General features: G+C 41.1%; 8 protein-coding genes. 3 read left to right on the top strand and 5 right to left on the bottom strand.

The window, feature by feature from the left end:
• Window positions 1–95 precede the first annotated feature (95 nt).
• The gene (locus DLD82_RS01580) at window positions 96–2318 is read left to right on the top strand and encodes a DUF3821 domain-containing protein (protein ID WP_181391195.1); all 2223 of its coding nucleotides are present in this window, start codon (window positions 96–98) and stop codon (window positions 2316–2318) included.
• A gap of 21 nt (window positions 2319–2339) precedes the next feature.
• Here the strand turns inward: DLD82_RS01580 and DLD82_RS01585 are convergent, their stop codons facing one another.
• On the bottom strand, window positions 2340–3335 hold the full coding sequence (locus DLD82_RS01585) for a hypothetical protein (protein WP_109939360.1): 996 nt from the start codon (window positions 3333–3335) through the stop codon (window positions 2340–2342).
• Window positions 3336–3456: 121 nt separating this feature from the next.
• On the opposite strand from DLD82_RS01585, the gene DLD82_RS01590 reads away from it, so the two are divergent.
• Window positions 3457–4836, top strand: a complete 1380-nt coding sequence (locus DLD82_RS01590) for an MFS transporter (RefSeq protein ID WP_109939361.1) — start codon at window positions 3457–3459, stop codon at window positions 4834–4836.
• 30 nt (window positions 4837–4866) lie between these two features.
• Here the strand turns inward: DLD82_RS01590 and DLD82_RS01595 are convergent, their stop codons facing one another.
• Window positions 4867–6321 (bottom strand): M48 family metallopeptidase, encoded by a 1455-nt coding sequence (locus tag DLD82_RS01595; protein WP_109939362.1) that lies wholly within the window; start codon window positions 6319–6321, stop codon window positions 4867–4869.
• A 520-nt stretch (window positions 6322–6841) separates the two neighbouring features.
• On the opposite strand from DLD82_RS01595, the gene DLD82_RS01600 reads away from it, so the two are divergent.
• Entirely contained in the window at window positions 6842–9010 is a 2169-nt protein-coding gene (locus DLD82_RS01600) for a methyl-accepting chemotaxis protein (protein ID WP_109939363.1), read from the top strand.
• 24 nt (window positions 9011–9034) lie between these two features.
• On the opposite strand, the gene DLD82_RS01605 is transcribed toward DLD82_RS01600, so the two are convergent.
• The 3 genes from DLD82_RS01605 to DLD82_RS01615 all read right to left on the bottom strand — a co-directional run bounded on the left by DLD82_RS01605 (window position 9035) and on the right by DLD82_RS01615 (window position 13641).
• Window positions 9035–10438: an MATE family efflux transporter gene (locus tag DLD82_RS01605; RefSeq protein WP_109939364.1), complete on the bottom strand. Its 1404-nt coding sequence runs from the start codon at window positions 10436–10438 to the stop codon at window positions 9035–9037.
• A complete protein-coding gene (locus tag DLD82_RS01610; protein ID WP_109939365.1) occupies window positions 10435–10896 on the bottom strand; it encodes a MarR family winged helix-turn-helix transcriptional regulator in 462 nt (153 codons plus the stop codon). The genes DLD82_RS01605 and DLD82_RS01610 overlap by 4 nt, the downstream gene beginning before the upstream one ends.
• Before the next feature lie 87 nt (window positions 10897–10983).
• On the bottom strand, window positions 10984–13641 hold the full coding sequence (locus DLD82_RS01615; RefSeq protein WP_109939366.1) for a hybrid sensor histidine kinase/response regulator: 2658 nt from the start codon (window positions 13639–13641) through the stop codon (window positions 10984–10986).
• Window positions 13642–13654: the final 13 nt, after the last annotated feature.

Below are 13654 nucleotides of genomic sequence, written 5' to 3' on the forward strand. Positions count from 1 at the left end.
CATCATCAGCCAAATTGCATGTCCTCGTCAGGGTATTTTTATTGTGATGTGCGAATAATTCTTACGTTTATAAAACCAACATCCCCATGATTTGTATGCTGAGGGGTAGTGTTTATCTTTTTATACTGATGGTGTGTCTTTTCTCCATTGGTGTAATCGCTGATGGAAATGCGAATGTTCCGCTTGTTTCTGTCCCTTCTTTCTCGATTACATCCGCAGGAGAGGAGAGCAATGAACTAAATGCCGGAGCAATAACTGCTGAACAGAATTCTGATCCGGCAGTCCGGGCAACAAACAAAATAAGCGCTGGGGATTCTCTTTTCATCGGAGAAAATCATCTGGATGTCAGTTCTGCCCTTGGAACAGCAGGAAGTATAGCCTGGTGGCAGAGTGGTAATGAAGGAAATGTTACTCCGGATGTTGTTCTTCCAATATCATCTCCACAGGTGTTTTTCGTGGATCCAGTATTTTTCGTATTAAAAACAGGTGAGTGGTATCAGTGGATTGGTAACCAGAAGGGTGCTCTGGCCTTTACAATCCATGATCCATCACTCTCTCTTAAAATTCTGGATATCTCAAACGATGAAGATGTGACTGGAAAAGATATCAAAAGGGACGATTTCGGAACTTTTGTCATTGAAACGAATCTGTATCCTGCTCTAAACAGAACCGGTTACCTCCCTTCAGACAGCAGGTTTAAGATAACAATGACCGACCCGGCCGGAGATTCAGAAGATTTTCTTGTGGGATCATTCGGAAAAGTTCATCCTCTGAACCAGTTACAGGTCGATAAACCACTTTGGTACTGGATAGGTCTTCTCGATGATCACTCTGTCCCGGATATAAATGATGGATGGAATACTTCTGCTACAGACCTGAATGAAACCCTTATTTATAAACCCGGGGTGTATAAATTCCGTGCAGAATGCAACCTCAATGATATGAAGGACAATTACAAAGCTCCGGATGGATCAGATTATACGAATAAAACGGTCTCAATTGCTCAAACGGTTACTCTTGTTGATGATGCCGTTTTAATTGATGCAAATCCGAAGCAGGTTGTCCCTGGAGAATCATTTGTAACTACCATCACCGGATCTCCCAATACTGAGTACTATCTCTGGATGAAAGGGACCAGCTTTATGTCCGGACAACCTGGTGATCAGCCACCGGTAATAACTCCCGGACAGGAGAATGTCACTCATGATGCCACTCCCGGACCATTTATTATTGGTAATTATGTCTTTTCTGCTGGGGCTGGAAAAACCATCCGTGATGATGTTCCCCATGATTCAGTCTATAATGGAACTCAGTTTTATGGTATGGTAAAACTTGACAGCACCGGTCAGAAGAGTGTACTCTGGAATACCTCTGCAGCAACGAAGAGTACCTCATACACTCCTTCGATTGAAAGAAAAACAGATGCCGGGTATGTTGCTGATACCTGCACAGTTACCGTCGATTCAACTATGCCGGTAAACATCATGGCAGCAGGAACCCAGCCATTTCACCGGGGTAATTCAGTCTCCCTTTCCGGAAAAAACAGTGTATCTGATATAACCTACCTGTTTATGACGGGAACTGGGCTCCCTGCATCCGGTGGTTCTCTTGGATCTCCACTTACTCCGGTGCTATCAGATGTTCCATCTGGATTTGATTCCGCTATGGTTTCAGATAATGATACCTGGGCATATAACTGGGTCGTTCCACAATCAGTCCCTTGTGATGGAACTTTTACTCTCTATGCTGCCTCCATGCCAAAGAATCTTACAGATATCGGTGAAGCATCATCCGGTTCAGTCCCGGTTGTTATCAGTTCACCTGGAAATACTACCTCAATAAACCTTGTTTCCGGATGGAATTTTATATCTGCCCCATATGTCCTTGCTGACGGAAATAATACCATGGCAATCTTTTCAGGTGTTAATTCTTCAGGGCACTCAGTTCTTTCTTATAATGGCAGTTCTTCTTCATGGGTTACCATGAAAGCCGATGATCTCTTCTATCCGTTACATGGATTCTGGATTTATTCTGTCTCACCAGTGGAGATACCCCTTACATCAGGAAATGGGACTATAACTCCACGAACTCTGGAAAAAGGCTGGAACTGTATTGGTATTCTCTCACCCGACCGGACTGCAGGTTCGGTTCTTGGCCCGCTTGGTTCACTCTGGTCATATCTTGTTGGATATGATGCATCAGTCCAGCAGTATACGGCTCCATTGGTTGAAGGCTCCCCATCGGTCGATTCTACAATGTTACATGTAAAAGAGGGCTCATGGATTTACATAAAGGAGAATACACCATTCTCCGGGTAAAATAGAGAAGAGATAATACTCTTATTTTTTGCTGAATTTAATTTTATTTCCTTTAATCCTGATGATCTCAAGTTTTTTCAGATCTTCGATTATCTCTGATACAAAGTCATACGAAATATCATAGGTAATGATCGACCGTTCGTTGGTTTCATATTCACCTGGACACATATCCAGTTCCTCAGCTAGATCATCAATCGTTTCTGCGCCGCTATCATCCATCACAGAAAGGACATAATTCACAATATCTCTTTTTAATGCAATGGAGTGGGCAGCATGGATGTAATAATCCTCTTCCTCTCCAATTAACTCAAGTTCTTTCTTCAATTTCTCAAAATCGAGGTTTCCAATAATCTCCGGGCCTGCCCTGACAGTGTAATCAATTTCAGCGTTAATTTTCTTTATCCGGGTAATCTCATATTTGTCAAGTTGCTCATCATCGGGAAATAAACCTGGAGAGATGCCGACGGTATATTCTAGTTCATCCACCGGTTTAATTTCTTTAAACCGAAGCAGATTATCAGTAAAGTCAAATAAGCCATTATCCATCAGGATTTTGTTTTCGAAGAGAAATCTCATATATGCTTTAATATCCTCTTCATTTTGCCCATTTTCTGAAAATGCAGGCTCAAATGCAACATCTCCGGTATTTTTTCCCTCTAGTATCCGTGTTGCCTGATCCTTTTGTTTCAGTAAAAATTCCAGAATCGCCTGAATTTCTTCCGAAAATTCTTTTCTCTCTTCAGCTGAGAGGTCCATTTCATCATGAACATCTGAACCGTTTTCATCTGATGCTTCCTGATTGCTCGTATTATCAGTTGTTTCTCCGGTGTTACAGATGGTCTCCATGCAATCGGAAAGATAACTGCGGAGACTTTCATACCTGCCTTTGATTATGAAAGAATAGGATGTCTGTGGGATTGGTTCAATTCGAGCTGAAATCCCTTCTTTTCTAAAAAACTTCAGTAACTGGTTTGCATCTTCCTGGCTGGAAAAAGTAAAGTTGTGACCTATTACCATACTCATCTATCTATTTTGGGAGCACATAAGAAGTTTGGACTGTGAAGGCACATAAGAAAAAACCGATTTCCGGTATTAAGATAAACATCTTGATACTATTTCATGTCTCATTCTTTAACCCATGTATAGTCAGGCCGGAAAAAGAGTCCTCCTGTTTATATCGTCTCTGGCATCATTTCTTGTTCCATATACGGTATCCTCAATAAATATCGCTCTGCCGGCAATTGGTTCTGAATTTTCTCTTGATGCGGTAACTCTCGGTTGGGTTACTACTGCCTATCTTCTTGTTGCTGCAGTCTGCATGCTCCCGTTCGGACGATTTGCAGACATATATGGAAGAAAACGTGTTTTTATTCTTGGCAATGTTCTGTTTGCCATCGGATCTCTTCTCGCAGCCGTTTCATGGTCCGGGACAGTCATCATTCTTGCCAGGATAATCCAGGGCCTGGGTGGAGCAATGGTCTTTTCAACATCCATGGCTATTGTAACGGTAGTTTTTCCTCCGGGGGAACGGGGAAAAGCAATTGGAATCATCACCGCTACGGTATATGCTGGTCTCTCCTCTGGTCCGGTTTTGGGTGGTTTTCTTACCCAGTTATTTGGGTGGCCTTCAATTTTTTTACTTAACGTTCCCCTTGCTATCCTCGTAGTTCTCCTTACCGTATGGTATCTTAAAGATGAATGGGTGGATGAGGGTCCGGTCAGTTTTGATTCAGCTGGGGCAGTACTCTATGGGTGTATGCTTACCGGACTGATGTTTGGTCTGACTCAGCTCCCATCGCCCACAGGTTTTATCTGGATAGGGTGCGGGCTTTTGATTGGCTTTTTCTTTACCCGCTGGGAATTACATCAGAAAACCCCCCTTATAAATCTAAAGACTTTTCAAAGAAACCGGACATTTCTTTTTTCCAACATTGCAGCAATGATTAATTATGCCGTAGTATTTGCTGTCAGTTTCCTGGTCAGTTTATCACTCCAGTATAATCGTGGGTTTGACCCGGCAACCACCGGTCTGATTCTACTGGCACAACCTCTGGTTCAGATGGTAGTATCTCCCCTTGCCGGCCGGTTATCAGATTCTGTTGAACCGGCAATCATCGCTACCATTGGTATGGGAATGACAACTATCGGACTATTTATACTACTCATAATGCTTCCCGGATCTTCGGTCCTCTTTGTTCTCGCAGGTCTTGCAGTACTCGGACTTGGATATGGTCTGTTTTCTTCACCCAACACAAATGCCATTATGAGTTCAGTCCATGTCAGGGACCTTGGCATGGCATCAGGGATGGTTTCAACGATGAGATATATCGGCCAGATTATCAGTCTGGCCATTGCAATGATGGTCTTTTCAATCATCATCGGAACAGTTGAGATAACTCCGGCAGTATATGAGGAACTTATGAAAAGTACTACCATAATCCTGGAGATTTTTATTGTTCTCGGACTGATAGGAATAGTCACGTCATATGTAAGGGGAGATGTCAGATCTCCGGAGTAACAAATTTTCAAAAAAAATTTTGGATATGTATCAGATAACCCAGGAATACCCTTCTTTTTTTAATGCATCCTTCCGATCCCGGTAATCAGGCATGATCTGCTCAACAGTATTCCAAAAATATTGGGAATGGTTCGGATGTATCCTGTGTGATAATTCATGCACAATGACATATTCGATAATTCCCGTGGGGGCCATACACAGCCTGAGATTTAAGGTTATACTTTGTGCTGTACATGCCCCCCATTTGGTTTTCTGGTCACGCATTTTAATCAGGGGGACTTTTATGCCAAGTAACTGTGCATAGGACTGAAAAAGGGGAAGAGAAAACTGGTGGAGAGATTCTGCATAAAAAGCAGACATCATCTCTTTTATTACTTCTGTTTTGTGGTAATCGGTGAAATCTGAAGGAATTGTGAGATAGAGTTCCTTTTCTTTCTTATGAAATGAAGGTTTTTCTCCGGTTGAAATTCTTGTTATGATGGTGTCGCCCAAAAAAGGCCATATTTCTCCGTCCCGATATTCACGCCTGGGAGGAAGTGGACGGGAACTCCCAATGGTATTTTCATAGACCCAGTCTGCTTTCTGGTTCATGAATGTTGCGATATCTGGTATCCGAACGTGAAGCGGGCAGACAACACGGACATTTTTTTCCCGGTCTATCTTTATAATTACCCTTCTGGCACGTTTATTACGAATTATCTGGTATGGAATGACATGCCCCTGGATTTCAACTGTACCCGAACTGCTCCCGGCCTCAAAACCCGGTTTTGTTTCATGGGGGCATCCGGATTCTTGATGCGCTTGTGGATTAAGGCTGATTTTTGGTGCAATCCATGAAGTCCGCGACTGTACGAATTGTTTTATCCGTTCAGTTTCTGCATCAAAGGGAGCTGCTACCTCTATCGTTCCATTTCTATGTATCCTCAGTGTTATCCGTTTCAGACGTGAATTTCTCCGGATGATATACGGGACATCAGTTCCTTCTATCCAGACTGTATGGTGTTCCACCTCCGGAGGGCTTTCTGGTCGTGAGCGATGGTATTCACGGTATATCCAGTCTTTTTCAGATTCAAGGATTCTTTTTATGTTATCTTCTGATACGGGTTCGGGTAATTCAATCCTGAATGCACCATTCTCACATGAACATATAAAAGGAGATTTTCTTCGACGATTGATTGTAACTGTGTAGGGGATATCAAATCCCCTGATATGAATTGTTCCTCCCCTATCTACTTCAGGTTCATTCCTTGCAGATCCATCCTGGACTTTTTGGATATTTTCAAGGTATCTGATTATGGAATTTTCGATCTCTTGTTTTTGCATTCCGATTGGAACATCTACCGTTATAATTCCTTCATGCACTCGTCGAATTATTATCTCTGTTTGTTTTTTTGAGAAATATGCGTGATACTCATAATTTATTCCATTCGAAATAATCGATGAATGCATTGTTCTGATATCAGGGCGAAGTGAAAAATTGATCATACAATTCAGAAATAATTCATAAGATTTTGATTTTGATGTGTTTACCTTTTGTGACTTCAGGAGATACGATGAGTCTTACTGTCTATCGCGCATCTCCAGTGGAAAGAAAGGGGTGATAAATTTTTATACTACTGTGTTTGAGACGTTGTTTGCCTTATAAAAGAAGGCGTGCAGATTTATCGCTGTTTCTGTATTTTTTATATACGTTTCCCTGTTTCACTATTATCAGATCTGATGGGAATAATTCCAAGAGACATTCTATGGTATCTGCTCGATTTTCTATCTCTAAAAAATAGTAAAAAATTTAGTTCAGACTTTCCTGGCAATAAATGGTTTTCCAATAATTCTATTTTTGTAAAGTGCGATTCATTCACGCCCTTCAGAATTTTATACCTATCTCCTTTTTTGAAAATAACGATGGATATAGTGGTAAATCTGTAAAATCTAACCGGTTAAAATCGGTGGTTTCACAGGTATTTATAAATAATGTGTAAATTATTATCACTATACGGGGTTTTGCATGACTGATAGTGAGATTGAAATTATTGGACAGATGTGTCCTGAAATGCTCAATGAAGTACCTGTTGCGGTTCTTTTAATTGAGAACGGGATCTTTGTGTATTGTAATCAGGCGGCAGTTCAGATTTTTAAAGCATCAAGTCCGAACCAGATTATTGGCAAACCTCCAGGAATTCTCTCCCCTGCTGTACAATCAGATGGGCAGTCATCAAATGAAAAAGCGATTGCAATTATTACCGATGCAATGAATGGTAATCCACAGAAATTTGAATGGATTCATACCCGGATGGATGGGACGCCTTTTTTTGCTGAAGTAACACTGGCCAGAATTATGATGAATGGGAGAGTCTTTTTACAGACCAATATCATCGATATCGAACATAAGAAACGACAGACGGAAGATTTGCGCAATATTCTGAACGGTGCATCAGCAGCAATTCTTCTTATCCATGAGGGGGTTTTTTCCTACTGCAATAAGGCTGCGTTCGAAATATTTGGAATTTCAAAAGAGTCCGATTTGATTGGGAAACCCCCAGGTCTCTTTTCACCTGAGTTTCAGTCCGATGGTTCTCCTTCTGATCAGAAATCTATGTTCTATATTTCGCAGGCGATGAAAGGTAACACCCAAAGGTTTGAGTGGGTACACAAAAGACCAGATGGCACTCTATTTGATGCCGATGTTGGATTAAACCGGGTAAATATTGACAATAAAACATATCTTCAGACAACAATTTTTGATGTTACCACTCAAAAAAGGCAGATAAAAGAGATGGAACAACTTAATGGTTTTCTTCATAAAGAAGTAAACCGGCTTGCAAAAAATCTCTCATCTCTCTCTGAAGGTTCTTTTGATCTGGATTTTACGGTATCAAAACCGGATGAATTTACTCATGATGCATTTGAACTTTTTGAAAAAATCAATGTAAGTTTAAAAGATGCAATAGATTCCATCAGAATAATGATAGAGGACGCAAATCTGCTCTCTGATTCTGCTCTCATGGGAACACTGGATGTACGGGCTGATATCCAGAGGCACAAGGGAGAATTCAGTCATATTGTTGAGGGGATGAACCGGGTTCTTGATAGTGTCATGGAACCTGTCCGGGAGGCATACCGGGTTTCTGAAGAGTATTCCCGATATCATTTTTCAGCAGAGTTTAATCCTGAAATCCCTGTAAAAGGAGAATTTTTGAGGTTTAAAGATGCACTCAATACCATTGGTACTTCTATATCTGATGCAATTCATAATCTGAAATCAGAAGCAGATTCACTCTCCCATAATGCATCAAACGCAAAAACCGGGGTTGATGATGTAAGCCGTGGAGCTCAGGAGATTGCCAAAAATGCTGAGCAAACCTCTCAAAATGCAGACAAAGCTCTGGAGGGAATAGATCAGGTTCTGCAGGGAATGTCAGACCTGACAACCATGGTCAGTGAAATTGCTGCAAGTACCGATGAAGCCTCAAAGCTCTCGGTTGAAACAAACGATCTTGCACAAAAAGGGATAGAATCAGCCGGAGATGCAGAAAAGGGAATGGAGAGTATAACATCCTCCTCTCATGAAGTTGATGTTATTGTTTCTGAAATCCAGAATGAGATGAGCCAGATCCGAAAAATAGTTAACATCATTACAGATATCGCAAATCAGACAAACCTTCTGGCATTAAATGCTGCAATTGAGGCTGCACGAGCGGGTGAAGCCGGAAGAGGTTTTGCGGTAGTTGCTGCAGAGGTGAAAGCTCTTGCCCAGGAGTCCAGATCCTCGGCAGAATCAATTTCAGATATGATACAGGCCCTGGAGTCCAAATCTGAGAAAGCTGGTAATGCTATTGACATGTCTGTAAAAGCAGTTGAAGACGGAAACCGTGCTCTTGCAATTACCCTTGATGTTTTTAAGGAACTCTCTCAATCGGTGGGCACAATTTCTGATAAAATGACATTTGTAGCCCAGTCGATAGAATCACAGGCTGCATCCTTTGAAGAAATTACCGCCAGTGCAAATGAGATGAGTATCCTGGTTAAGAAGACTGCAGATGATGCGACTCATTCGTCTGCTACCAGTGAAGAGGCTCTTGCGGTAGTTGCCCAGATAAATAGTGTCATTGATGCGATAAATAGTGCCGTTTCATCAATGAATCATGAAATGTCTCAATTTTCCCTGAAAAAGTGAGGGAGTTATGAATGGAGTATGGGATTATTGATACTTAAGTAACCGGGAGAGATATAAACGAGCCCAGACATATCCCAGAGTCCCTCCAAGGATATCTCCTGCAACAATGCCCCACCAGATCCCATGTTCTCCATAATCTAGCACAACACCGATATAGTATGCAAAAACCGCAATAAAAAGGAGATTTCTGCATAAATTCAGAGTAAGTGAGGTTATTCCTTTTCCCACTCCCTGAAACAGGGAGGATGACATGATACCTGGTGAGACAAAGGGATAAAAGAAACACATGGTTCCGAGGAATGCTGCAATTGACGGTGCAAGGTGAGCACTCTCTACCGAATAGGTAAATATTGAGGCTATGGGCATTGCAAAGAGCCAGGTAATAATGCTTGTAAATATCGCAATTAAGAGTCCGGTTTTTACTGAATATTGAAGAATTATGGGTAGTTTTTCGTATCTTCTCCCTCCAAATGCTGCACCTCCTACGGATATTACCGCAGTTCCGATGGCCGCCAGAGGAATAATTGCAAACATGACTACACGCCAGCCTGCAGCATATACCGCAACAGCATCAGTCCCTGCAGTATTTACAAGCAATATGTTTATAATAATTGCAAGCAATGACATCAGGAAAAATTCAAAACTGGCCGGAATGCCAACCCCCAGAATGTCAATTACATCCCTCCTCTGGTATTTGAATACTCTCCGGGAAAGAGTAATAAATGTGTCTTTTTTACCAAAAAACCAATAAAGAAGCACTATTGCAACAAAGATCTGTGAGATGACCATACCCCAGGCTGCTCCGGCTATACCCATCCCTGCATGGTATATCAGGATTGGATCGAGGATCATGTTCATCACTGCCGATGCAGCCATCAGATACATCGTCCGTTTTGTGTCACCCTCCGCCCGAAGAATTGCAGATCCCACACTCGTAAGCAGCAGGAGAATGGTGCTGGCAAATACAATCCTCCCATAATCTGTGGCAAGAGTTGCAGTTTCACCTGCTCCAAAGAGTAATGCTATCTCTTTTGTCCAGATAACCAGTGGAATGGTTGCAATCACAGCAATTATTACGGTCAGGATGATGGCATGTACAGCAGTATTATTTGCTCCAATATGGTCATGAGCACCAATTTTTCTTGCAATTGCAGAGGTGGTTCCGGCGCCAAGACCATTACCAAGACCTATAAGAACCAGAAACAGAGGTGATATGAAACCTACTGCTGCCAGTGCATCTGATCCAAGTCCCGCAACCCAGATTGCATTAACGATGTTATAGGTGGAGTACAGCATCATCGCGATGATGAGGGGTCCGGATAGTTTTCTTATTGCTTTTTCCGGCTCACCAAGAAGCAATGATACTCCGACAGTTTCCTGTTTTACTGGTTCTGATGGTTGTTTTTCTCCGGTGTAATCGGGCTTCATAGATTTTCCTCAATCTTTTCTATGGTTAAAATACTGGTTTCAGCAACGTTGTGAAGAAATGAATGTAAATGGGTCCGTTCCTCTTGTGTCAGTCCATGCGATACTATTTCTTCCCATTTTTGATCAATTGCGCAAATTTCTGGCGCAATCTGGTATCCTTTTTCAGTCAGGGAAATTCTGAATGCCCGACGGTTTTCAGGATCTACAATCCGGGTAATATATCCGGAATCTTCCATTTTTTTGAGAGTTCTTGCAATGGTTCCTTTGTCGAGATGAAAATACCTGGCCATTGAATCCTGTGTTATATCCGGATGATTGAGCAGGCATAAAAAAGCAGGTAACTGTCCAGCAGATAGATTATACTGCCTTAATTTTTCATTTAAATATATTATTCTGGCCCGGTTAATGATTGAGATAAGAGGGCCGGGAGGAAGTTTTGATGGAACGTGCGATGACACCTATACAGATGATGTTTCATGGAATAAAACGTTGTTTGTGCAACTGTTGACGATGCAATGATTATGGGATTATGTACAATTATTTAGTTAACTCACTCGCTTTTTAAAAATACAGTTAACCCTGGTCCCCATACCAAGACCTTTGCTTGAGATGGTGATGTTTCCTCCAAGAGCCTGAACCAGCCGCCGGGTAACAGAAAGACCAAGCCCTGGTGATGAACGGTCATGGCGTGATGTATCTGCTTTGTAAAAAGGTTCGAATATTCTTATCAGATTTTCTTCTTTTATTCCGATACCGTCATCACAGACGCTGATTTCAATAGAGTCATCGTTTTCAACAGCAGTTATCCTGATGTTTCCAAAGGGGTTTGAATATTTTATTGCATTTGATATGATATTGTCCATCACCGATTCAATATGGGGAGGTGATGTAATGAATGTCAGTGATGGTGGAATTTTTTTCGTAATCGTGATATTTTTTCTGGCAGCAGCAAGTTCATAGATGTCCAGGATCCTGGAAATAAAAACATTGACATTAATCGGGGATGTGTCGACAATTTCATACATCGATCCAGACCGTGCCAACTGGAGAATTTTATCCACGATGGAAGTTATCTGCATCGCATTGTCCCTCACTATCTCTAGTAATCTTTTGTTTTTCTCATCCTCTTCATCATTTATCAGGACTGGAATAAGAGCAATAATTGGTGTGAGTGGTGTCCGGAGTTCATGGGCAATTCCGGTAATAAGGTTATTTTTTAGTTCCAAAAGGAATGTAATCTCTTCCGTTCGTTCTTTTACAATATGATCCAGTAATTCCTGCTGGAAAAGACTTTTATCCAGTCTCGTGACAAGTTCCCTTTTTTCTGTAATATCGATTCCAAGAAATCCGATAAGTTCTTCTTCTTCGTCCTGAACAGGATAAAAAATTGTGGAAAGAGATACTTCCTTGTCCTCAAGTTGAAACGTAAATTCACGAAATATTGATTTTTTTAATATTCGGATGTTATCAAGAATTTTTTCACATTCAGCCCGCAGCTGAGGTGGTAGAAAGTTCCAGATGGGTTTTCCTACACTGTCACTTCCAAATATTATGTTGTTCTCAACAAAAGTCTCATTAGTCAGTAAAACAGTCCCATTATCATTGAGCAGGGCAAAAATTACCGGAGAATAATCAAGTATACTTTGAAATAGCGTATTTATTCTGGTTAACTGTTTTTCAATCTTTTTATGGCTGGTAATATCCCTCGCGGTGACCAGAATTCCCTGTATTGCCGGATTTTCAAGGCAATTGATAGCAGTTGCTTCCAGATTCATGAACGTTCCGTCCCGTTTTCTGGTCCTGAATTCAGCCTCTTCGATGAAACTTGGGTTTTCTATGAGTCGAATAATTTTCGTTAGTACCGGGTCATAATCCTCCGGGTGCAAGAACCGTTTGACGGGACCCAGAATCTCTTCACAAAGGAAGCCTGATGTGGGTTCAATTCTGGGACTAATATACGATATTTCGAGAGATTTGGTGATAATAATAAAAATATCTGAACTTTGTGTTATTATCATCCTGAATAACTCTTCATTGTTTTTCAGGTCATGTAATAACTGGTTCTGTTCGGTCATATCTTGAAAAGAACCAACAATTCCTGCGATCTCTCCCTGATGATCATAAAAAAGGTTTTTTGAATGGATTATTTCATGTGCTTTGCCTGCTGTATCGATGAGCACACTCTGGTAAGGTGAGAGATACCCGTCATTTATGAGTTTCTGATCATAGTAATGGCATATCTCTGCTTCTTTATCACTCCAGATTTCAAAATATGTTCTTCCAATGAGTTTTTTAGATGGAATTCCGGTAAGATCCACGAAAGCCTTATTACAACCCGCATATTGTTTAACGTTATTTTTCCAGTGAACAGGAATTGGGATTGCATCCAGCAATGCATCAGTGAACCTTTTTTGTCGCACCAGTTCCTGGAGAAAATTCTCTTTATCCTTTTCTATTTTCTTCTTTTCGGTAATTTCTCTTGATGCAATTGTTAAAACCTGGATATTATTATCCTTATCAAATCCAGGAACCAGAATACGATCATACCATTTTCCATCTGCTCTTTGGTACTCCAATCTGGAAGGTTTTCCGGTTTTCAGAACCTTTCCAACCTGTTTTTCCCATATACGGGTATTAACAGGTGAATCCTGAAGCTCCCTGAAATTTTTGCCGATTATTGAAATGGGTTCATTTCCGGTGTTCTTTGCAAACGTTTTGTTTGCGTAATGTATACACTGGTTAACATCAAGTTGCAGGATCATGTCAGGTGATTCATCCGTCAATTCCCTGTAGCGTTCTAAGTCCTGCCTTTCCGTTTTCAGTTTTTGATACTTCTCTGTTGCATGACGAATCCTGAAGAAGAGTTCCTCTAATCCGTTTTTTTCTTTACTTTCCTTCCAAACGAAAAAATCGGCTCCCTCATTTATTGCCTGAATGATTAGGTCCTTCTGATTCGTCCCGGAGAATATACCTATCGGTATATCTGGATCTCTTTGCCGGATTTTTGTGATTAAAGTGATTATATCTATACCAGATATCTCACAATCTGTAATAATGGCATCAAATGATTCGTCAATAATCCTTTCTATTGCTTTAATGCCATCCGTCTCAAATTCCGGTTCATAACCTGGTAAATTATTAAAGAATGTTCTGTCAACCTCAAAAATTTCCTGATTACTTTCTATGAACAGGACACGAATCATGGACCCCCATCAT

Source organism: Methanospirillum stamsii, from assembly GCF_003173335.1.
In the GTDB taxonomy this organism is placed as follows: Archaea; Halobacteriota; Methanomicrobia; order Methanomicrobiales; family Methanospirillaceae; genus Methanospirillum; species Methanospirillum stamsii.

Bases quoted from the DNA above. Each gene is read 5' to 3' on its own strand.
- DLD82_RS01605 (WP_109939364.1), bottom strand. From the start codon at position 10,438: ATGAAGCCCGATTACACCGGAGAAAAACAACCATCAGAACCAGTAAAA.
- DLD82_RS01580 (WP_181391195.1), top strand. From the start codon at position 96: ATGCTGAGGGGTAGTGTTTATCTTTTTATACTGATGGTGTGTCTTTTC.
- DLD82_RS01585 (WP_109939360.1), bottom strand. From the start codon at position 3,335: ATGGTAATAGGTCACAACTTTACTTTTTCCAGCCAGGAAGATGCAAAC.
- DLD82_RS01615 (WP_109939366.1), bottom strand. From the start codon at position 13,641: ATGATTCGTGTCCTGTTCATAGAAAGTAATCAGGAAATTTTTGAGGTT.
- DLD82_RS01600 (WP_109939363.1), top strand. From the start codon at position 6,842: ATGACTGATAGTGAGATTGAAATTATTGGACAGATGTGTCCTGAAATG.
- DLD82_RS01590 (WP_109939361.1), top strand. From the start codon at position 3,457: ATGTATAGTCAGGCCGGAAAAAGAGTCCTCCTGTTTATATCGTCTCTG.
- DLD82_RS01595 (WP_109939362.1), bottom strand. From the start codon at position 6,321: ATGATCAATTTTTCACTTCGCCCTGATATCAGAACAATGCATTCATCG.